The following is a 22,738-nucleotide window of genomic DNA, read 5'->3' as shown; positions in this document are numbered from 1 at the left end:
TCAGAAGTGAAACCTAATAGCGGCGATGGTAGTGTGGGAGGTCCCATGTGAGAGTAGCACACTGCCAGACTCCTATTGAAGAAAAGCCCGTTACGAAAGTAATGGGCTTTTTGCTTTTCTGCGTTCTGATTTTTTCAATATCAACTCTGGACTTCTAAATTAATAAGCTTCCAGCCATTTATTCAATTTATTTACTAATCTGGCTTTATCAATTGGCTTTGTTAAATAATCATTCATTCCTGAAGCTAAGCACTTTTCTTCATCTCCAACCATGGCATTTGCAGTCATTGCTACAATTTTAATTTCTTGATTTTCTTGTTTAGCAACGCCTTCACGAATTGCTTTTGTAGCTTGGTAACCATCCATCTCTGGCATTTGACAATCCATAAGCACTAAGTCAAACAATTGATCCTGTTTTGTTTGCGATAACTTTTCAATCGCCACTACACCATTTTCAGCAACTTCGTTTTCCACACCTATTTCGTTTAATATAGTTTGCGTTATAAGCTGATTGACGTGATTGTCTTCAACGATTAGTACTTTGTGCTTTCTAGTCCAATTTTTTTCACTTCCATTGTTCAGCATAGGTTTCACTTTTACGCTAGTCGTATTTGTTGAAGGCTCTGCATTTAATGAGTTTAGTACATTAACTAATTCAGTATGCATAACGGGCTTATTGATAATTATGGTATTCGTCTCTAGATCTTGCTGCTCAGTTATACTCTTACAACTTATTTGACTCATCACTATCGTAGTAGGTTTCTTTATACGTATTTGTTCAATAAGTTGAGCATCAATTTTAGACTTTTCTATCAACAATAAATCTATTTCCTCAGTAGATAGGTACTCTTTTGCTAACTCATGCTGGTTAGTACTAAATACATTTGCTTCCCAATTTCTAAATGCTTTTTCTAATACTGTTAGGTTGGTTATATTAGTATCTAATATCAGCACATTCTTACATGATTGGCTGATTGTTCTTATGTCGTTATCTTGTGTTGCGGCCAAGTTGATATTGATATTAAAGCTACTACCTTTACCCGGTTTACTACCTACGCTTATATCACCCCCCATCAAGCGGCATAACTTTTTCACTATTGAAAGGCCTAAACCTGTTCCACCATATTTCCGCGTTGTAGAGGTATCTGCTTGTGTGAAGGACTCAAATATCTTGGCTTGTTTTTTAAAGGGGATACCTATTCCTGAATCTTTTACTAAAACTGATAATTTTAAGTTGTCTCCTTCTTTCTTAATTCCCGCTCTAATAAATATTTCCCCCTTTTCAGTAAACTTTATTGCGTTACTGATCAAGTTATTAAGTATTTGCTTTAATCGAGTTGGATCGCCATTCACTATTTCAAATTCGACATTATTGGTATCTACAATGACTTCTAAGCCTTTTTCATTAGCTTTTGGTGCAATAGCGTGAACGAGTTCATTCATAAGGCTGTGAAAGTTAAAATCTATTGCTTCTATATCTATTTTTCCTGCTTCTACTTTCGAATAATCCAAAATGTCGTTAATTAACGTGAGTAGAGACTCTGCCGATGATTGTGCGATATCAACATATTTTTTTTGCTCGGTATTCAGTTCACCTCTTTTAATAATATCTAACATCCCTAATACACCATTCATTGGTGTTCTTATTTCATGACTCATGCTTGCAAGAAATTCACTTTTTGCCTTAGCGCCAGCTTCTGCGTCTTCAATAGCTTCCAATAATGCTCGTTCAGTCCTTTTTTGTTCTGTAACATCTAAATGGGTACCAATCATTCTTTTGGGTTTACCGTTTTCATACCATTCTACGACTTTGCCAGTATCTAATATCCATACATAATGCCCGTCTTTATGACGCATCCTCGCTTCACAAACATAGTATTCTTCTAATCCTGCCCAATGCTTGTTAAGTGCTTTATTCGATTTTTCTAAGTCTTCAGGGTGTGAATGCTTGAGCCAAGTATTTATATCAACTGGGGCCAGCTCATCTAAGGTGTATCCAATAATTTCTGCCCATCTTTCATTAAATTGAGTTTTACCTGTCTCTACTTCCCAATCCCATACACCAATAGCTGTACTTTTTAATATCAAAGATAGCTTTTCACTTTGTTGCTGCATCTGTTTTAAATTAGCTTCAATTTTAATGTTTTTTGCTGCAAGCTCTTGTTCATGGTTTGCTCTGGCTTTGGTCATGATCTCGAAAACTTGTGCCAAAGTGCCCAATTCGTTATTGGGTTGCTCGATCAGATTAAATGACAAATCACCTTTAGATACTTTCAACGCTGCTTTGGTGAGCTCTTGAACTGGTGCTGTTAATTTTCTACTTATCTTAATAATGAAAAGATAGATTAGAGCAATGGATGTAATGATAATGACCAGCGCTATTTTCATTAATGTTTGAAGGTTTTCCAATGCTAAGTCTTTGTCAATTTGGCTTATGAGTAACCAGTTAACATTTGCTAATTTGATAGGGGTATAAATAGTAAAAGCGGGTTTATCGTGAACTCCCGTAGTTAGGTAGACTGCTTGGCTAGCTAATTTAAGGTCGTGTTCTAATCGTTCACTTTCTCTTGCTCGTTTTACACTTGATGTTAATACTTCTGAGAAGTCATCAATGGGGGTTCGGTACTTATTATCTGCTCCAACTAACCAATGTTTATCATAGCTCGTCGACTCATCTATCTTTAAAATCCGATTAAGTCTTAGTTGTATAGCTAGCGTCCCTATTTTATGACCATTGTCGTTAATTATTGGAGCGGCAATAAAGCCGGATAAAACACCATTAGATGCAGCATAACGTTCTAAATCTGAAAAGCTAGGGGCACCTGTGATATAGGCCTGTTTAACAACTTGGCTAAATCGAGTGTTAGAGAACTTTCCGTTTAGAATATTTGTCCCTAGATCGTCTTCTTTTGCAATGCTAAATAGGATATTGCCATAAGCATCAATTAAAAATATATCGTAAATGTAATCGTAAGATTGCCACTGATTATTAAAAAACTGTTTTTGTTCTCTAATTGTTTTTTCCCAATTTAAACTTTGAACAAATTTGTTGAGTGGCAGTTTTGATGATTGATATTCGGCTATTAGCTTTTCTAATAATTCTGTTGTTACTGGACTATGTGACAAACGGTGTAAGTCCATAAAGCGGTATTCAAACCAATTATCAATAAACTTAGTTCTTTCTGCTGAATGGCTAATTAATCGGTTTATCGCATCGTGTGTTAGCGTTTTGTCTATGTGGTAATAAAATGCGGTGCCTGTGGCTAATAACGGTAAGATAGCAACAGCAAGAAACCAACGACTTAATTGGTTTTTTATTGGATCGTATTTTAGTGGTTTGTTCAACTTGGAATCAGTATCCAGGGCCGTTTTACTCATAGGCAAGCTCGTCTATGTCGACTGCTTTTTTTAAAATTTGCCCTTCGATTGCGATGTCCATAATTCTTTTTAATCCATCTTTGTCGATATCTAATCTTTGATAATTAATCACTCTTAGCTTGGGGTCCAAACTCGCTTTGATCGTATTGGTATCGTGTGCAGGTATATGTTTTTGTACAATTGCTACAATTTCGTCTAGATTGCCCGCTGCTCTAGCTTGCTCAATATAAGCCCCTGCTTGTTTTATATAGCCCATTACTTCCATTACTGCCTGTTCTTTTTTCGTTAGAGCGATAAGAGTTGCCAGTGCAATACACTCAACATGACCGTGTTCACTGGTCAGGACATCTTTTGAGTACCAAGCGACTCGACCGAAATTACCTGTTTCAACAATATCAATCCATGGCAGTGATTGTTGAATGGCCACTGCTTTATTTCTATTTGAGTTACCTAGCATAAAAGCTGGTGATCTAGGAGGTGGAACTGTCATTGCTAAGACGTCTGCCTGAAAGTTTGGTTGAAGTGCTAATGTCAGCTCTTGTTGTTTTAAATAGTGATATAACACGACGGTATGAGTGGATAAAACATGAGGCACACCCACATATACAGGCTTTTTTGTTTTGTGCTGCCGAATGGCAATTGCAGCAGAGCGATCTGGTTTACGACTTAAGCGTGAGTTGGAGAGTTTTATTGTTGAACCCAGTAAGTGATTTATGGCTAACCCATTACCATCTCTGTGCATTAAACCGAGCCATTTAAAACTCGGCTGTTGGCTGTACATATCCAATGCAAGGGGGCTCATGACAAACGCCATATCGGCTTTATTTTCCAAAAACTTAGCCCTTAAAATATCCCAATCAGCCATTTGCTCTAGCTGAAAATTAGCATACTGCATGTGATGCCTGTACTTTTCATAAGCAATGATTGCGGCGTAGTGATCAGCCAATGGAATATAGAGAGCTTTAACCTCTTGTTTAGCCGCACTGGATAACCCAGAGAAAGCAATGCATGTCAGAAGTGCCAAGAGGTGAAGCTTTTGCATAAGTTTAGCTCTCTTTTTTAGATAGCTTTTAGTGCATCCAGTAAAGCTTTTTCCATATTGATTGCACGTTTGAGGTTATAAAGCCCTGACGCTTTTGCTTCATTTGTGGTTATTTCCCCATTGATGGTGTGCAAAAATAACCTTGCAGCCTCGGCATTAGCTTGTAGCCAAATATCTTCATCTTTAGAGTGCTCGCCAGCATTTTGTGGAACACTATCAACTTTCACCGGATCAAAGTGCCAATGGCTGTATGGTTTATAACCCCCTTTTAAGTGTAGATCAGACTTTTCACCAATAAAGGTGATGTCAAATAACATACCGGCTTCATGGCTGCGGTAAAAGCTCATATCCATCTGAATGTTTTTAGTGGTGAATACAGAACTAATGTGGTTATGTTCAGGCATTTGGTAGGCCATTTGAAGTTCAAATTTACCAAACAGGTGATGAACATAAGAAAAAGGATGAATAATGATATCTGAGTACCATTCACTAAAACTTTTGTCACCGGGCAGATTAAAACCGCACTTGATCATGACACTTTGCACTCTGCCCAATCTACCTTCTCTAATAATGTTAGTAGCGAGCTTTACACTGTTTAAGTGCGGAAAGGCATAGTTAACATAGCATCTTGAAAGTTGTTGGTAGTCTAGTTCACTTTCATCTATGTGCGCTAAGCTGACGGGTTTTTCACACCATATAGCTTTATCAGGAAAGGCTTTGATGATGTCTAAATGGGTACTGGCAGGTGTTGCTAAAATGATGAGATCAACACTTGAGAGATCTTCTAAGCTGTTACTGGCTTTAGCTATTCCCTCTTGTTTTGCAATTTGTTGGCTTTTTTCTAAATTTTTACCAATTAATAAGTTTATATCCATTCCGAGTCGACGAAAAATATTGATATGAATCCGACCCCAATTGGTTCCTACTAAAGCTACTTTCATTAATTATCCTCAAATGACGACCACACACTTTAGTATGGTCGCCTTTTTGAAGATTAGCCAAACAGCTTTTCAAGTTGTTTCTTCGCTTTATCCTCTAATTTTTGCTTTGCTCGCTTTTCTAATTCTTTCTTTTTCTGTTTAACAACATCAGAATTGAGCAGCTTGTCCATACTTGTATCTGAGCTGTTAATTAATCCCTCGAGCTCTAATAACTCATTAGCGTCTTTTTCATTTATATTCAAAGCACTACTCATTTTTTCGTTGAGAGAGCCCTGAACATCTGATTTGAAGCTTTGTAATTTTTTGTCGACTTTGTCATAGGCCATATCAACTAAAATATTATCTAGTTTAGAACTGATTTTGGTATCTAAATCGTCAACACTACCAGTAACAGTTACTGTTAAATCAAGTGGGTCGAGTTTATTTAAGGCATCCAATACACTTTGACTAATACTAGATTCAGCTTGACCTGAGAAAGCTGTCTTAGTCATTAGCAACTGGCTTTTCGCATCTATTTCCTTGTCTTTAGTTTGCATCATGCCATCAGCTGATAAAGACGCTTGAGTCATGGCTACACTCAGCTTGTCTGAATTAGCTAATTGCGTTTGGGGCATAGGTACGTTATCTAGTTGCCATTGAGCCTTTGTAGTTAATGAAAACGCTTTATCAACATACCAGTTTGCATCGGCTTTTAGTTGCCCTGCTTGATTTACATTTTCACTGGTTATCAACAGAGTAGAGGGTAAATCTCTAAGCCAATGTTGAGCTGTGATCTCACTACCTGCGATACGGTACAGGCCTGATTCATCAGCTAAACTGACGGTTAGCTTTTTCACTAACCAATCTGGTAATGGATTATCTAAATCGAAGTGTATGTATCGACCTTGACTAGGATCAACAGGCACTGGAGTTGTTTTAGTTGTATCTGTATTTGAGCCTAGCATTGGTGCTATCAGCTCATAGGCACTTTGAGCGGTCTCGACGTATTTACGCGTATGCTCACCAAATAGAATATGGGCAAAGTCAGCAGCATCAATTTTGTCTAGCTGATATTCTTTTTCAATTCTTTCCCAATCTTCTTTAGGGGCATTTTTTAATTCAATTGTGGCATCAGTTAATCTATCTTTACTCTTGTTGAGTTGTACTTTTGCTTGATCAACTATTGCTTTGTCTTGCTTAAACTCTTTTTTGAGTGCTTCGTATTCTTGTTGAATCGCTTTTACATCATCAAGTGTCTTTACCTTGCGCTTAGTTAAGGCCTTGAGCTTATCTTCGTACGTTTTCAATCTTTCTTTGGTTGGCAGCTTTTCATAAGCCTCTTTAACCAATATTTTTTCTTCTTGATAAGCAATGTCTAATGCTTCACTTGCTTGTACTGTTTTCAAATCAAGCTGTGCTAGCAGTGTTTTTGCATCAGGCAAACTCGCTTGGATATTTGGTATTGTACTTTGTTCATCACCTGCATGTGTCAACTCTTGTGGTTGGCGATACACTTCACCAGGTGTCTTTCTTGGGCTAGCAAGTTTTAACTCTTCGATTGTGAGTTCTTCAATGATGACTCTTCCAAATAGGTATTGCCAGAAATCCATACCTGCAGAGGCTGATTCGAAGCTTGCTAGGTTTTGCTCTGGTGCTCTGGGGTCAGTTGCCGCAAAACCATCAATATTAATGATAAAGGGGCTCCAATTGATATCTACTTCCTCTACATCAACTTGAGCACCAAGGTACCAGCCTAAACCTTTTTCGATACCCGCTTTAACTATTTGGTTAGCAAAAATTGTAAAGAAAGCGACGATAAGTGCAGTGATGGCAAAAAAGCTAACCAAACCTTGCCAGCGTAAATATTTTTTCATTAAACCGTACCTGCTACTTTTTGGTAAATACCATAGAACTTGGATGCTTTGAGTGTTTGTACAATTTTAAAACGCTCGATAAATTGCTTGATATGAATTCGGTACCGAGCAATTAGCCATTGGCTGAAAAGAGCCACTGGAGTACATAAAATGATTGAAATCAGCAGGCTGCCTAAGGTTAATGTGTGGTGAAGTTGAGCCAATTTGAATATTTCACTTTGATAAAGTGAATGCCATAGGGTTTGCAGACCAGCTGAAGTAAGTAATGACTCACCTATATGGCTTGATAGAGGGTCAGTTAGGTAACTCAAACCCGCGAAAAAGGTAAAGGCTAAAATTACGCTGCCAAGATGAACCCGAATGATACATGCAAACAGCAAAATAATAAGATTATGAAGTGTAAATGTAGGGGTTAAGCCTATGATCATTCCTAAGGCGATACCAAAAGCAACTTGCCTAGGTGAGTCTTCTGAATTTAAAGCGTGTAATAGCTTAGCGATTAACGTAAGCATTTTTGCTCCTATGATAAAAAATAGGTAGTCCAATCAATAAGCTAAGCCTATTAGACTTATATTAAAAAGTCATGTTATCTATCACATTTTATTACCGATACCTGACATCGTTTCTAGCGTTACAAACTCATACCCTAGTTGGTGATAATGTTGGATAATTTTATGTAATGCGTTTGCTGTATCGGTTCTGTCACCGCCTGCGTCATGCATCAAGACAATTGCTTCAGGGTGAAGATTATCAATAACGCGATTTTCAATATCCGCTAAGGATGTAGGAGTTTGGCCTGGGAACCACTCTTTTTTATACCAATCTCTGGTATCAATTGACCAGAGAAAGGTTGTGACTCCACGGGCGGCTAGTAAATCAATTTGTCTTTGGCTTATTTCACCATAGGGCGGTCTAAAAAATCGAGGGCGGTACCCTAAGTACTGCTCGATAAAATCATTGGTTTTGGTGAATTCTGTTAAAAATTCTTCATCTGATAAGGTTCTTGAGTGGTGGTGTGACCATGTGTGGTTAGCAATTATATGGTTATCAGCTTTAGCTTTGGCCATAAATTCAGGGTAGTAGCTCATGTTTTCTCCCAACCAGAAGAAAGTCGCAGGGACTTTATATTCAGCAAGCACATCGAGAATTTGTTGGGTATATTCAGGGTTGGGACCATCATCAAAGGTCAGTGCAATTTGTTTGTGTAAACCATGACCTTCTAAGATATATGCGCCAATGTTTTTTTGTGCTTGTTTAACCAAGTCATTGATGGGCTCCTGCTCAGGAAAGTTGCCCGTTCTAACTGCAAATGAATTTGGATTTTTCCTTTGCCATTGCAGCTTATTATTATCTTTGATGATTACTTTGAAGTGAGTACTAGCTAACCCTATAAGATTCGCAGGTGTTGCGTCAGGGTAGCGCTTTTGATAACGAGCAAAGAAGCTCTCCAGCACTAAGCGTTCTTCTTTCAACCAACGTTTAGATTGTCTTGAGAAACTAGCGATCAAACTTTGATAGTGATCTTGTTGATTTATTTGAGCTGAACTCAGAGGCTGATTATTGGCAAATTTAGTCGCTAGATAATCATTGAGAAGCCTTGTGAAATCATCTTTTTCGTTATGACCTGAGATTGAATCCAGATGTGATTTTTTAATTAAATAAAGCTGCTTTAAAACATCAAAGCGAATTGTTTCATTATTTGTTTTTATTGTTCTTTTAATATTATTTGGCGCATAAATTTCCAATTGATATTCATGTTCACCTAGCTCAGAAACCAATACTTTTAGTTTACTTGTATCTAGGTGTATCAGTGTTTTTTCAGCCGCAGAAGATAGCTCTGATTTTAAATGATGTGGAACACCTACAAGCAAGTTACTTCTTGATACTGAAGAATTGGCTGTTTGCGTAGCATCATTACAGGCTGTATTAGCGATTAATAATGCAATTGCACACAAGAATATGGCGGATGCTTTTTTGATGTTGTTAAACAAGGCTGTATCTCTAATCAAGTTAATTCAGTTAAAACTGACTACAATTACTCAAAAGTTCTACAATTCAACAAGATAGACTAGACTCTTGTCACTGAAAAAACTGTAAGTATTTGTATGGAACCGAGCAAAGAACAAACTAACGCTAAGTTAGAACCTAAAACTAAAAAGGCGTTTCTAAACAGTATTAATCATTTTCGTGGTATTGCCATCATCTTTATAGTGATGGCGCATTGTTATCGTCCTGCAGGTTGGGAAATCGAAAGCTTTGCTGATAAAGCTTGGTTTAATTTGATGATGAATGGCACTGTATTTTTTGTATTTATCTCAGGCTTTTTGTTCCATCATGTTTTTTACCATCGCTGGGATTATCGCAAGTACATGAAGAACAAAACTAAGTATGTATTTGTACCTTATCTACTTCTGTCGATTCCTTGGATTATTTGGCATTTATCAGGTTCGATGCAACCTGCTATACATGAGCAGTACACTGATTTAACTAACCTTTCTAGTTTGGCTACTTGGTATATCGTTACTGGGCGTATGCTGACGGCTTATTGGTATATTCCCATGGGTATGATGCTCTTTGCTATATCTCCATGGGTTATACATTTAATCAAAAAGCACCAGTTGATGTATTTTACTATACCGCTATTTTTAATCGCTATCTGGGTACATAGGCCGATTGCCAACTTAAATGCTATTCAATCTTTGATTTATTTTTTACCCGTTTATTTATTTGGCGTTTGGGCTTCGGTTAATCGCGATCAACTATTTATATTCATCGATAAATATTGGTTAATTATGTTTTTAAGTGCTGTGGCATTGGCACTAGGACAAGCCTACTTTTTTGGTGCGGGGGTTCTTAATAAAGATGCATTTGAATTAACCGTTCCAGATTTAATGCTGCCGCAAAAAATACTGTTAACCCTGGTGCTACTCGCTATTTTAAATAAGTTTGAGCACATTGAAATTAATGTTTTACAAAAGTTAGCTGAAGTCAGTTTCGCTATTTATTTTATACATCCTTGGTTTACCACACCTTGGTGGATGATTTTTGATAGCCCTGACTTATTTGGTTTACAAGGTTATGGCAATATAGTCACTACGTTTATTGTTACTATGTTGGTTATTGCTATGTCGTATGTAGTCGCATTAATTCTTAAACGCGCTTTTAAGAAGCGCAGTCGTTATTTGATTGGTTGGTAAAATGCAACACGGATTAGTTGATCTGATAGCAGGGTGGGGACTACCTGCAAGCTTAGTTTCACCGCTTGCCTATGGTGCAGCACTGTTACTGAGTTTACTCTCTGCTTTTTTAGTTTTTGTTTTTGTTAAACACGGTTTATTGAAATTACTGCAAAGCCAACTTGTCGTTAGGCGTTCACAATGGCTGACCAAATTAGAGCAATTTAGTGTCTTTCGCCACATTGCATTACTTGCTCCACTCATTGCACTTTGGTTTATCATTCCTAAATTATGGCCCGCACAAGATGTCAGCTTTGATTGGTTTTTATTGTCGGTTGAAGTGTTAATTTGCTTGCAAGTTGCAGTGGCCGTTAATGCCATTGTCAGTGCGGTTTATCATCTCTACCAAGATAAAACAGTTAAATATCATCTCGGGCTGCATACTGGGGTACAGCTATTTAAATTGGTTATCTTTTTAGTTGCCATCATACTGGCGATTTCGCTGGCTCTGGGTAAATCACCTATTTACCTACTGAGTGGTTTAGGTGCATTAACCGCCGTACTGTTACTCATTTTTCAAGACACTATCAAAGGCACAGTGGCGAGTATTGAAATCACTGTTAATGACTTAGTTTGTGTGGGTGATTGGATAACGGTTGAAAAATATGGTGCTGACGGTGATGTATTAGAAATTGGCTTAAATACTGTAAAAGTAAAAAACTTTGATAATACGATCACGACTATACCAACTTATGCTTTAACGAGTCATTCATTTAAAAATTGGCGCAATATGTCTTTAGTTGGTGCTAGGCGAATTAAGCGAAGTTTATTAATTGATGTTAATTCTGTGGGCTTTTTGTCTGAATCACAGCTTAATAAATTGACAGAGTTTAAATTATTAAAAGACTACCTGATTCAAAAGCAAGCTACGCAAGCGATGCTGGCCGAACAGGAACAGCCGGTTAATAGTACCCGATTAACAAATATTGGGGTGTTTCGCTTCTACATCGAAAACTATCTGCGCACTCATCCTCATGTACACCCAGATGCTACGTGCATGGTCAGACAGCTAGATAATCGCGGTGAAGGCATTCCGTTAGAAATATACTGCTTTACTCACTTACACAAATGGATTGAATATGAAGGGGTGCAATCGGACATTTTCGATCATCTTTATGCAATCGCAGCTGAATTTGATATTAAGTTATTCCAGCAGCCTACAGGTTTAGATTGGCGACAAGCAAGTTAGCTTATCGCCACTGTTTACATTAGTTGGACGTAGGTGCCTGATAGGCTGGTGTTCCCCACAAAGGGACTGTTGATAGACTGTGTTTATAGCTGCCTGATATCTCTTTGGTAGAGTAGGATACATACATTAAAGTTTGATTTGCTTGATCAAAAATACGTCTCACTTTCATTGTTTTGAAAAAGACACTTTTTGATTTTTTAAACACAACTTCGCCTGATGCTGATTTATCAATATTAGCAATCATCTCGGCAGTGATTTCGCCTGTTTGCCTGCAAGATATTGATGAGTCACTGGGATCAGAAAAATCCAAATCTGCTTCAATGCTAGCAACATGACAGGTTACACCAGGTACTTTTGGATCTTTTAATATATTAATTTTGATGTCTTTTGTTGTGAACATACCAAGCGATACATCACCTACTTCATTTTTATCACAGGCTGTTAAGGTTAATACTAACCCTGCAAAACTCAGTGCTTTCGTTAACTTTTTCATAGACGTTTTTCCTTAAACCAGTCGATTCCTTTTTTCACCTGCTTTAAAAGCTGCGATGTTGGCGGCAATTTCATCTACTAGTTTTTGCCTAGCCTGTTTCGATGCCCAAGCAGTGTGGGGCGTTAATATTAAATTTGGCCGTTGAGGTAACAGAGGGTGGTCACTTGGTGGTGGTTCAACAGATAAACCGTCGAGTAATGCCGCCTGTAGTTGACCTGCATCTAACGCTTTAGCGAGTGCCGCTTCATCAATTAAGCCACCTCGTGCGGTGTTAATTAAAATGGCATCAGATTTCATTTTGGCAAGAAATGCAGCATCGACTAATTGGTCTGTTTGCGCAGAAAGAGGGCAATGTAGGCTGATCACATCACTCTGTTCTATTACATCATCCAGTGACGTTCTTCCTGCTCGAATATTGGTTGCATTTGCTCGCTCGGCAATGATGACCTTCATACCAAATGCCTCGGCCAGACGAGCTGTGGCTCGGCCAATATCGCCATAACCTATAATGCCAATTGTTTTACCTGTTAATTCAAAGGTCGGATGATCGAGTAAGCAAAACATTGGACTATCTTGCCATTTTCCTGCGTTGACATCAGTTTGGTATTGAGTCAGTTTTATTGACCAATTTAATAACAAGGCAAACACGTGTTGAGCCACTGATTCTGTTGAATAGCCTGCGACATTGGTCACTGCGACTTGATTTTGTTCGGCTACGTTCAAGTCGACATTGTTATAACCTGTTGCTGCGACACAAATTAGCTTTAGTGCTTTAGCTCGTGCTATTTCTGATTGCTTTAACAGGATCTTATTACTGATTAACACATCCGCGCTGGCAAACTCATCTGCTGATATGGCATCCTGATTGTCACTGTTATAACAAGTTAATTCACCTTGTTGCTCAATAGCACTGAGGTCGGCATCACTGATCGTGTCTGCATCAAGAAAAATGATCTTAGTCATCAGTTAATCCTAAGCTCTGTTTGATTTGTGCTATTTCTGCTCTTAACTCATTGACCTCTTGCTCTAAAGCCTCGACTTTCATCGTCAAATCAGAGTGATTGTTATCTGTGCCTATTGATGCTTCAACAGCTATATCTGTTGAAGTTTGTTCGCTAAATAACTGGGCATATCTTGCTTCTCGTTTACCTGGCTCTCTTGCAAGTTTGAGCACATAAGCCTGTGGTTCTTGTTGACTCAATTTATCTAATGTCTGCTCTACTTCTCCAACATCAGAAAAAGCATGTAAACGTTGAGTTCGGGTTCTTAATTCACCCGGTGTTTGCGGACCGCGTAAAAAAAGCACGGCCAAAATAGCCGCTTCAGCTTGATTAAACTTGTAAGCAGAAAATTCAGAACCATAAAAACGGTGACGGTATTTGGTCACTCGAGATGCGGGTACATCGTCTAAAATTCTCAGCTGCATTAATTCATCAACCGTGTTCTGTACTTCGACTTCTGTGAAGTTTGTCACTGGCTCTCGGTTAGATTTTTGATTGCATGCTGTTGTTATCGCATTGATAGATAAGGGATATTGATCCGGTGTGGTTTTCTCTTTTTCGATAAAAACGCCTAATACACGGATTTGCTCAAAGCTTAATAAAGTTGCCATAAGCCTCTCTTTACTGGAAGGAAATATGAATGTTCAGCATACTGAAATCTCAAGTTAGATAGAAATGCTTTTTTACTTTCTTTGCTAAATAGCAGTTTGAACTTTTGAAAATTTGCGTCCGTACTTAAATATATGAAGTTTATATGACAGGGCGCCGATGAAAATATTCTACTCGATTGCAATATTCTCCCTACTCTTGGCCATAGTATTACAAGCTAAGGCTGAACAACCTTCACGAGTACCTGTCAGTATCATTGGTGGTGATATTGCAGAGCCTGAACGCTGGCCTTACATGGTGGCTTTGGTCAGTAAAAATAGTTCGCCTTTTTTTGGTCAATTTTGCGGCGGCACTTTACTGACTGAAAAAGTTGTCTTAACTGCTGCGCATTGCGTTGCCGATAAGTCAGCCATGACTATTGAAGTTTATATCGGTGCTGCTGATTTAAATCAGGCTAGGCAAAATAGTGATCGGCGCTCAGTGAGTCAAATTGTTGTTCACCCCAACTATTTTGCGTCACAGAATCAAAACGATATTGCGTTGTTGTTTTTAAGCCAAGCTAGCTACCGGGAAACCATGAGTTATGCCACGCCCGATATCATGCAACAAGTTGATAATGGAGACGAATTAAGAATAGCAGGTTGGGGCACTACTGATCCTGACGGTGATGATTATCCCAGTTTATTAAACGATGTTACTGTCCCATTTGTCAGTCAGTCTCGTTGTAACCGCAGCCTATCAGGTTTAATCACAGATGACATGTTTTGCTCAGGGTTAGATGAGGGAGGCAAAGACTCTTGTTATGGTGATAGTGGCGGCCCTGTTATTGGTAACGTGGGCGGTCAAGATTATATTATGGGCGTGGTAAGCTGGGGGATTGGTTGCGCGCAAGCAGGGTTGTATGGTGTCAACGCAAAGGTGAGTCACTTTTCTGATTGGATAGCGCAAAATATACAAAATAAGCTTACCTCCGATTTGGTTTCTCAACTACAGGATTCTCAGCTACAAGCTTGTGTGATTCAAAATGCACAAATTAATGGTTGGCAATCAATTAGCGAGATCACGAGTTTAAGTTGTGCAAATCAAAATATTAATCAACTTGATGGCATTGGTTTGTTAACTGAGCTCGAATCTATCGATTTGAGTAGTAATAATATTACTAACTTAGCGCCTCTTGCTGGACTTGAAAATATTAACGCGCTGAATGTCACCAATAACGATATTTTAGATATTCGTCCACTGCTAGGTTTGAGTCAATTGACAAGCATCGAGCTTGGACAAAATGAGTTGTATTGCTTAGGTGCTGAATCAGGCTTTTCAAGTATTAATCAAATCCCGAATAATTGCTGGCAAGACCCTTTTATTGATACCGATAATGATGGTTTTACCGATGTCTTAGAAAGCTTGGTAGGGACAGGTATTAATGATGCAACGGATACACCGACGCTGATCTCATCTATTAATTTTAGTGATTTTAATTTGGCTCGTTGTGTTGAGCGCCAGAGTAAAAACCTCAAGTACGCAGAGCAAATAACCAGTTTAAACTGTAGCAATTGGGAAATCTCAAATTTGACAGGCTTGAGTGCTTTTATCAATCTGACCTACCTGAATTTAACAGCCAATGAAATAACAGATATCGCTGAGCTTTCAGCCTTAAACCAATTGTCTGTTTTAGATATAGCCAACAATCAAGTGCTGACGTTAGACATTAACCCCAATTGGCCAAAACTAACTAGTTTGTTTTTATCAGGAAATATACTTGAACAAGTTCCTGTCAGTGGTATCACTTGGCAATCAATTGAGAGTTTATCTGTTAGTTACAGTGATGCTCTATTAGTATTTGTACCGCTTTTGGATAGTCTAGTACGCTTGGAGTTAACTGCATTTGAGCAAGCTCAATTAAATCTATTTATTGAGAGTTTACCGATAATTAGCCCTTGGACGCATCTGGATATTTACCAAAGTGAACTTGAAGATATCGATGTTTTGAGTAACGCTGATAGGCTAACTAATGTCGGTATTTACTTTTCGACGATAGATTCGATGCGTAGCTTAGTGAGTTTGTCTAATTTAGCGCAACTTAGGATCCAAAATACCAGCAATTTAGACAAAGTTAGTTTGGCTGAATTAAAAACTGAATCGCCTGCTTTAGAGCTTATTCTATTTGATAATGCGGACCCAAGCTGTGCGGCTTTTAGTAACTACTATCAGGTTATTTCAGCTTTACCTAATGAGTGTTTGGGCGATCTTGGTACCAACGATGAATCGAGTCAAACTCAGGCTGTTTCCAATACTTCTTCAGCGACGACAAGCCAAAGTAGCAGTGAAATTAGTCGCCAATCCGGAGGTGGCTCAGGAGGGGGGAGTTTAGCCTTTTATATCTTGAGTTGTATAGTCGCCTTGAGTTACTGGCGAAAACGAAACCTGAAGTGTTAAATACAAAAAAAGGTGAGTATTAGCTCACCTTTTTTTAGTTATCTTAGCTTTGTTGGCTAGCTTTAGAATTGTGGGCGTGAACGGCCATTTCTGTCATTGCGTTCACCACCAGCACGGAAGCTAACTTTTCCACCGTCGCGGCCACCATCACGGTTGCCATCTCTGTGGTGACGGTTACCTCGGTCAGAACGATCGCCACGGTGACCTCGGTCATGACCACGACCACCATCACGACGGTTGCCGCGGAAGTTTCTGTCATCACCACGGTTTGCGTCACGACGAGCACGACGTTCTTGGTTTTGAGCACGAGCTTCTGCAGCTTGTTCTGGTGTTAATAAACTTGGGTCGATATTCTTCTTGCGAATGAATACTTGTTGTAATTTATTAAACACATCTTTTGGCATACCTTTAGGTAAGTCAACGTGTGCGTGCTGGTCAAATAAGTTAATTTGACCAATGTTTGATGAATCGATTTCAATTTCGTTTGCAACTGCACCTACGATATCGCCAGGGCGAACACCGTGCTCACGACCAACTGCAAAGCGGTATGTATCGAAGTCGTCATTGTTACGACGAGGACGACGCTCTGAACGCTCACCACGGTCACGACTGTTGCGATCGCCTCGTTCACGACGCTCACGCTCTGGGCGTTCAACCGGATCCGCTTTCGGGAATAATGGTAACTTGCGTTGACGTTCAAATAATAGAGCCGTTGCTAATTGAAGTGCAGATACTTCAGATTCTTCAGCCATTTTTTCGATGACTTGTTGGAACTGAGCTAAATCTTTATCGTTAATTAATTCAACTAATGACTCTTTAGTACGTTCAATACGCGATGCACCTAGTTGTTCAGCTGAAGGCATTTCGAACTTTTCAATCTTACCTTCAGTTGCACGCTCTAGACGGAATAGGCTACGCATTTCACGACCTGTCGCGAATAAAATTGCTTCACCTTCACGACCTGCACGGCCTGTACGACCGATACGGTGTACATATGACTCTGCATCGTGTGGTAAGTCGTAGTTGATTACGTGAGAAATACGAGGAACATCAAGACCACGTGCAACAACGTCTGTAGCAATTAAGATAGAGATGCGACCAGACTTTAATTGGTCAACAATGCGCTCGCGATCTTGTTGTTGCATATCACCGTTAAGTGCTGCTGCTTTAAAGCCTTTGCTTACTAAATGTTCAGCTAGAATTAAGGTATCGTTACGAGTACGTACGAAAACAATCATTGCATCGTAATCAACTGCTTCTGCAATACGCTCTAAACCAGTTGTCTTACCGATACGGCTAACACGCCATGCTTTTTGAGTAATGTTCGCTTTTTTCGCTTTCTCAACAGGAATTTGTACATGTACAGGGTCAGTTAAGAATTGCTTAGTGATTTTGCGAATTGGCGCAGGCATTGTCGCTGAGAAAAACGCCATTTGCGTCTCTTCAGGTAGGTGCTCTAAGATCCATTCGATATCATCTAAAAAGCCCATGTTTAGCATTTCATCAGCTTCGTCTAATACGCAAGCCTTGATGCTATCCATTTTTAAACGACCTTTGTTGATGTGATCCATCATACGGCCAGGTGTACCTACAACAATTTGTGGGCCACGCTTTAAATCGCGTAATTGAGGTGTATAAGATTGACCACCGTATACAGTCGCTACAAATAAACCTTTAATGTGCTTTGCAAAATCAGCTAAAGCTTCTGAAACCTGAATAGCTAGTTCACGAGTAGGGCAAACCACTAGCATTTGTGGTGCTTTGATTGATGCGTCGATACGCGATAATAGTGGTAAACCAAAAGCCGCAGTTTTACCTGTACCTGTTTGTGCTTCACCTAAAACATCACGACCTTCTAATAATGAAGGAATTGATTTTGCTTGAATTGGTGTTGGTTGCTCATAACCCATTTCTGTAATGGCTTGTAAAACGGGCGCAGGCAGGTTTAGTTCGCTAAAGCGAACTGTATTGGCAGAATCTGTCATTAAATACTCTTACTTCTTGAAACGCGAATAGCTCGCGTGAATCACTATGGTTGAGGCTAAAGCTCATCACTGAATCATCAAAAAATGATGATACAAATCAGGGGGGCTAAAAGTTAATTTAGCAAAACACTTATATAATGTTTATCTGGCACTTGATAATAATCTTGTGCGTGGCGGTGCTGGTTGCACTAAACGAAAGGTTAAGTGAACAGGTCCGCTAAAGGTGCTTTAAACCTCGGCTCGTGGTAATGGTTAATTACCTACCCGACCTCGGCTTAAAATGGCTTGCTGCGCGGTAGTCGCGTCTTATTAGGGCAAGCGTCCCCTAGCTCCTGTCGGATTGGCGCGCATAATACAGTAATAAGATTGGATTGCAAGTAAATGGCGAAAAAACCACCACTATTTTATGTTTTAGTGGTGGTTTGGGTAAAATTGATTAGAAAAGGTAGTTAATGCCTAAGCCAAGTTGCATACCTGAAATGAAAAAGTCAGGACGAGTACCTGATTGTGGCTCGTTGTAGTCAGCAGATAACTCGTGATAGTAATTACCATTAGCGGTGATTAGCCATGTATTATTGAGTGTATAGCTCAACTGACCACCAAATACCCAGCCATAAGCAGTGGTATTGTTTTCTTCTTGAGCATCGTATCCCGATAAACCAGCACGTGCTTTAATTAACCAATCTTGACTGAATTGATACTGCAAGTCGGCAAAGTAGAAGTTAATGATGTCATCGCCACCTGATGTCAAATCGGTATCTTCATTTACTGTATACTCGACTGCTAATCCAAGCGCAAAGCGCGGGTTAATTTGATATAGGCTACCTGCAGAAATAGTGACACCAGAGCTGGTCGCATTGATGGTTTGTGTTTCGGTTGTTTCATTGTCTAAATCGAGGTGGCTAACTGATAAACCCAACCAATGTTGAGTGTCAGCTAAGGCTTGGCTTGAAAGTAATAGTCCCGTAGCGATTGTCGCTGTTTTTATGATATTAAATAGTCGCATTACCACATAAACCCTAAATCAAATTTATAAAAATCTTCGCCATATAAATCTTGGCCAACAGTGGTCGATAAAATTAGCTTTTCGCCACCATACGCTTTAAATAAGTACTCAACATCAATTTCGTATGCTGAATCATAAATCGCATCGTTGTCTAATGTGCTGTATCTAAAGTGCGTCGTTAAACTGGCTTCATGCATTTGGTAGTAGAGCGATACGCTGTGTGAACTACCGGCATTATTGCCATCATTGATAATGCCATCATTCAATGCCCAATGACCCAGCACATTACCGCCATTGCGATAACCTTGCTGATATAAGTGATGGTTATACCAACGGTTTTGCCAGTCTGAATATTCGTAATTAACCGCTAAATCAGGTGTGACAAACGGGAAATAAATGCCAGCAGAAAATGCTGCGTTACCCGGTAGGTACCATTTGGTCTTACTGGTATCTTCTGTCGATACTTCAAATGATGCGACAAAAGGCAATACGCTATCAAACTTAAATTGACTCGCAACTGCTGCGACTTGGTTACCCGCCTCTTCATCTTTTGATAATTGGTCATCATTATTATCAGAGCCACTTGGATCAAAAAATGCCTTAACGAAATCTCCAAAGCTTAAATCCCTTTCGCCGCCTCCCATTTGGAAAGTACGGCTGATACTCAGCGTCCAAAAGTCGAGTGGTTGAGCACTTAAGTAAGTACCAAGTAACACAGGGGCTTTATCTGAGCTATATTCACCATTGAATAAAACGGGTTGTTTGTCCATTTGAGCAATGAATAACTCGTATTGTGCTCCCCACCAATTTTCAAAGGCAATAGGGTTACTAAGGGTTGCCGATAACATGGTTTCTGCCTGGGTACCCATTACCCTTGCCTGTTGTTGAAAAGGTGAGTACCAGTGGTCGCGATAGCCTAAATCTAATTGCGCAAAGTCCCACCCCATACTCACAAGGGTGCCTGTTGCTAAAAATTCATCACTATGGGCTTGTGTACCCGCACTCACTAAAATGTTGTCATTAATGATGTAATGGCCTCTGGCACTGATTTTGTAGTTACTTTCTACCGTTTCACCGCGACTATTTGCAAGTGCATGCGCAGCACCGCTACCGTTCTTTACCACCTCATCACTGCCTAACCCGACGGTTGCTTGTAAATGCGTTAAGTTCATTTGTTTTTGATAAGGTGCTAATTGGTGTTTGATACGGCTATAAAGACGTGGGTGAGTTAGCTTGATACTGTCAAGGTGACGACTAACTTGATTAACACTGTAAGGCTTTTTCAAGTTAGGCAAACTTGAAATCGCAGCTAACCTGTCTACGTCTTGTTCGATTAAGTTTGAGGCATGCAGGGGTAAGTACAAGCTTACTTGGCTATACGCTGAGCTGGTTAATAATAAACCCGCTACTAAGGTTGTTTTTATCAGTGATTGGCTAAATTTCATCATTATTTTTTAGTGCTTCATTACAATGCGTTTGGCAAACCATTTATCCGCCAACGCTTTTAACCTTTTGTTGGTATTTTGTGGCCTGTCCATAACGGGTAATGTTTTGAATGGGTAGTTATCTAAAGCGTTAATTTGCTGGTTTAAATCCCAGTCAAGTAAAAGGGCATCGGCGAAAAAACCATGCATGGCCTTAGCCCAGATATGTTTGCTACCCCAGTAGTGCATAAAGGGTTGGTATGCAGATTTAAGTTGACCGTCGTGTTCAAATACAATCGAAAATGCAAACTGCTCTAACGTCTTACGTCTTGCTGGTGTTGCTATCATTTGATCTAGAGCGGCCAGTGTCTGCTTGATTAACTTTTTCGCTTTGGCTTGAGGTAAACCAATTACACCTGAGTTCCACATAATACTGTCTGAAGTGACTTCGACATCCGCAAAGGATTGATTGCCCAAATGCTGCCACATGGAGCGTTCCATTTTGCGTTGAGTTTGGCTAATTGCGGCTTCTGGCTTGTGCAATAAGCAATGTTGAGCGCTGAGCTGTTGTTGAACAGACACAAGAGGCTCAATAACAAATATATCTGAATCGAGGAACAGTAGATCGTCATTAGGATACTGCTGCTGCATCAACTCAAAGGCTTTTACTTTTGCTCGGTAAAGGTAGTTTTCTGGACCAAACCAATCTTTCAATGTCGATTGCTCGATACTGATGATATTTAACTTTGACGCTAAACGCTTAAAAGCTGGTTCATTATTAGTAATAACCGAAATTTGAGCTTGTGGTTGGTGTTTGAGTAAAGATAAAACAGAAAGGTAATTTTGTTGATAAATTTCCTTATTGTCTCCAAACACAAGATAAAAAATATGCATGATTTATAGATAATGTCCGTTTTGAAAAAGAAGTGTTTCGGTTACTATTACACTAGATCTTGCGAACTAAGAGTGTATCGAATTGTTACTATCACATAAACATAATTTTCTTTTTATTCATATTGCTAAAACAGGTGGCACCAGTGTCAGAAGTGCGTTAGCTAAATACCGCTGGGGACATCTTTATTCTTTCGCTGCATTTTTGGCAAGAAAGCTAAGCGGTTTTACAGGTCATAAAATTGGCAGTAAGTTTCCTAGACATTGTAAAGCGATTGCTGCAAAAGAAATGCTGCCAGGTGAATATTACAGTCAATTATACAAATTTTGTGTGGTACGCAACCCGTTTGATTTGCAGGTCAGCTCTTATCACCATATTGAGAAAGAACATCCACAAATTTTCAAGCGTTACAATATTACTAATTTTGCTGAATTTTTAGCGGTGCGATTAGACTCAGAGCGCGAGTTTGAAGAGTTATTGCATGCGCCGCTGCAGTCTGATTACGTAGTCGATTTACATGGCAATATTATTGTCGATAAGATTTGTCGCTTTGAAAATCTTCAAGCTGATTTTGATGAAGCTTGTGATGCTATTGGTATTGCTCGCGTAGCCTTACCCCATAAGCGAAAGGCTAAAGCCCGCAAAACTTATCACGAGTACTACTCTGAAAAAGAAATCGCTTTGGTCGAAAAGCATTACGCTAAAGACCTCGAGATTTTAGGTTATCAATTCGATTAATAAAAAAGGCGTCTTTAGACGCCTTTTTTATCGTTTATGACCCGTCCTGAATAAGGTTGACACTTTTCCAACTTCAATTTGGAGAAGATAATGAAACCAATAACTAAGCGTACACAAAAAGATTATTCACTTGCCTTTAAATTATCCGTCGTTGATAAAGTAGAAAAAGGCGAATGTACTTACAAACAAGCGCAAGACCACTACGGTATTCAAGGTGCTTCAACCGTTTTAACTTGGCTTCGCCGATATGGTCAACTAGATTGGAGTAAAGGTACTCCCAATCATATGAATGAGCTTCCCCTTATGTCTAAACCCAATGACTTAACACCTGAGCAAAAAATCAAAGCCCTCGAAAAAGAGTTAGAAGATACCAAGATAAAAGCACAATTCTTTGAAACGATAGTCGATGTACTTGATAAAGATTTCGGAGTACGTATCACAAAAAAGCAACGCAACGCGTTATTGAAGAAAAAAACATAACCAAGCTATCTGTCAGTAGAGCTTGTCGTTATCTC

Annotated in this window: 18 protein-coding genes; 5 read left to right on the top strand and 13 right to left on the bottom strand. The window is 39.2% G+C overall.

All coding sequences use genetic code 11. The annotated features are described in order from the left end of the window. Positions 1-159: 159 nt before the first annotated feature. The 6 genes from HR060_RS18290 to HR060_RS18265 all read right to left on the bottom strand — a co-directional run bounded on the left by HR060_RS18290 (position 160) and on the right by HR060_RS18265 (position 9,205). The gene (locus HR060_RS18290) at positions 160-3,378 is read right to left on the bottom strand and encodes an ATP-binding protein (protein ID WP_174201725.1); all 3,219 of its coding nucleotides are present in this window, start codon (positions 3,376-3,378) and stop codon (positions 160-162) included. After that, positions 3,371-4,420, bottom strand: a complete 1,050-nt coding sequence (locus tag HR060_RS18285; protein WP_174201724.1) for an ABC transporter substrate-binding protein — start codon at positions 4,418-4,420, stop codon at positions 3,371-3,373. Before HR060_RS18285 ends, HR060_RS18290 begins: the two co-directional genes overlap by 8 nt. A gap of 17 nt (positions 4,421-4,437) precedes the next feature. After that, positions 4,438-5,361, bottom strand: a complete 924-nt coding sequence (locus tag HR060_RS18280) for a Gfo/Idh/MocA family protein (protein ID WP_174201723.1) — start codon at positions 5,359-5,361, stop codon at positions 4,438-4,440. Between the two features lie 53 nt (positions 5,362-5,414). Further along, positions 5,415-7,214, bottom strand: a complete 1,800-nt coding sequence (locus HR060_RS18275; RefSeq protein ID WP_174201722.1) for a TIGR03545 family protein — start codon at positions 7,212-7,214, stop codon at positions 5,415-5,417. Next, positions 7,214-7,726: a TIGR03546 family protein gene (locus HR060_RS18270; RefSeq protein ID WP_174201721.1), complete on the bottom strand. Its 513-nt coding sequence runs from the start codon at positions 7,724-7,726 to the stop codon at positions 7,214-7,216. The genes HR060_RS18275 and HR060_RS18270 overlap by 1 nt, the downstream gene beginning before the upstream one ends. An 81-nt stretch (positions 7,727-7,807) precedes the next feature. Beyond that, positions 7,808-9,205, bottom strand: coding sequence for a polysaccharide deacetylase family protein (locus HR060_RS18265; RefSeq protein WP_174201720.1), 1,398 nt, complete (start codon positions 9,203-9,205; stop codon positions 7,808-7,810). 114 nt (positions 9,206-9,319) lie between these two features. Between HR060_RS18265 and HR060_RS18260 the strand changes: the two genes are divergently transcribed. Both HR060_RS18260 and HR060_RS18255 read left to right on the top strand, forming a co-directional pair. Continuing rightward, positions 9,320-10,411: an acyltransferase family protein gene (locus HR060_RS18260; protein ID WP_174201719.1), complete on the top strand. Its 1,092-nt coding sequence runs from the start codon at positions 9,320-9,322 to the stop codon at positions 10,409-10,411. Position 10,412: 1 nt separating this feature from the next. Next, a complete protein-coding gene (locus tag HR060_RS18255; RefSeq protein ID WP_174201718.1) occupies positions 10,413-11,639 on the top strand; it encodes a mechanosensitive ion channel family protein in 1,227 nt (408 codons plus the stop codon). 19 nt (positions 11,640-11,658) lie between these two features. Here the strand turns inward: HR060_RS18255 and HR060_RS18250 are convergent, their stop codons facing one another. From HR060_RS18250 to HR060_RS18240, 3 genes are read right to left on the bottom strand one after another with little or no spacing between them, the layout of a single operon-like run. Continuing rightward, a complete protein-coding gene (locus HR060_RS18250) occupies positions 11,659-12,132 on the bottom strand; it encodes a CreA family protein (RefSeq protein ID WP_174201717.1) in 474 nt (157 codons plus the stop codon). Between the two features lie 12 nt (positions 12,133-12,144). Further along, positions 12,145-13,095 carry a D-2-hydroxyacid dehydrogenase gene (locus HR060_RS18245; protein ID WP_174201716.1) on the bottom strand — a complete coding sequence of 317 codons (951 nt, stop codon included), beginning with the start codon at positions 13,093-13,095 and terminating at the stop codon, positions 12,145-12,147. Continuing rightward, on the bottom strand, positions 13,088-13,744 hold the full coding sequence (locus tag HR060_RS18240) for a YceH family protein (RefSeq protein ID WP_174201715.1): 657 nt from the start codon (positions 13,742-13,744) through the stop codon (positions 13,088-13,090). The genes HR060_RS18245 and HR060_RS18240 overlap by 8 nt, the downstream gene beginning before the upstream one ends. Before the next feature lie 157 nt (positions 13,745-13,901). On the opposite strand from HR060_RS18240, the gene HR060_RS18235 reads away from it, so the two are divergent. Further along, a complete protein-coding gene (locus HR060_RS18235) occupies positions 13,902-16,178 on the top strand; it encodes a trypsin-like serine protease (RefSeq protein WP_174201714.1) in 2,277 nt (758 codons plus the stop codon). A 62-nt stretch (positions 16,179-16,240) separates the two neighbouring features. Here the strand turns inward: HR060_RS18235 and HR060_RS18230 are convergent, their stop codons facing one another. The 4 genes from HR060_RS18230 to HR060_RS18215 all read right to left on the bottom strand — a co-directional run bounded on the left by HR060_RS18230 (position 16,241) and on the right by HR060_RS18215 (position 21,487). Continuing rightward, complete coding sequence (locus tag HR060_RS18230) at positions 16,241-18,163, bottom strand: DEAD/DEAH box helicase (RefSeq protein WP_174201713.1); 1,923 nt, start codon at positions 18,161-18,163, stop codon at positions 16,241-16,243. A gap of 436 nt (positions 18,164-18,599) precedes the next feature. After that, complete coding sequence (locus tag HR060_RS18225) at positions 18,600-19,169, bottom strand: outer membrane beta-barrel protein (protein WP_174201712.1); 570 nt, start codon at positions 19,167-19,169, stop codon at positions 18,600-18,602. Further along, a complete protein-coding gene (locus HR060_RS18220; RefSeq protein WP_174201711.1) occupies positions 19,169-20,617 on the bottom strand; it encodes a capsule assembly Wzi family protein in 1,449 nt (482 codons plus the stop codon). Before HR060_RS18220 ends, HR060_RS18225 begins: the two co-directional genes overlap by 1 nt. A 6-nt stretch (positions 20,618-20,623) precedes the next feature. Next, positions 20,624-21,487: a hypothetical protein gene (locus HR060_RS18215; RefSeq protein WP_174201710.1), complete on the bottom strand. Its 864-nt coding sequence runs from the start codon at positions 21,485-21,487 to the stop codon at positions 20,624-20,626. A gap of 82 nt (positions 21,488-21,569) precedes the next feature. Between HR060_RS18215 and HR060_RS18210 the strand changes: the two genes are divergently transcribed. Both HR060_RS18210 and HR060_RS18205 read left to right on the top strand, forming a co-directional pair. Then, positions 21,570-22,223: a sulfotransferase family 2 domain-containing protein gene (locus HR060_RS18210; protein WP_174201709.1), complete on the top strand. Its 654-nt coding sequence runs from the start codon at positions 21,570-21,572 to the stop codon at positions 22,221-22,223. 90 nt (positions 22,224-22,313) lie between these two features. After that, on the top strand, positions 22,314-22,703 hold the full coding sequence (locus tag HR060_RS18205; RefSeq protein ID WP_174199104.1) for a hypothetical protein: 390 nt from the start codon (positions 22,314-22,316) through the stop codon (positions 22,701-22,703). Positions 22,704-22,738 lie beyond the last annotated feature (35 nt).

Source organism: Marinifaba aquimaris (assembly GCF_013328345.1).
Classification (GTDB): domain Bacteria; phylum Pseudomonadota; class Gammaproteobacteria; order Enterobacterales; family Alteromonadaceae; genus Marinifaba; species Marinifaba aquimaris.
The sequence above is the reverse complement of the archived record's forward strand: the minus strand, read 5'-3'. Positions and strand labels throughout refer to the sequence as shown.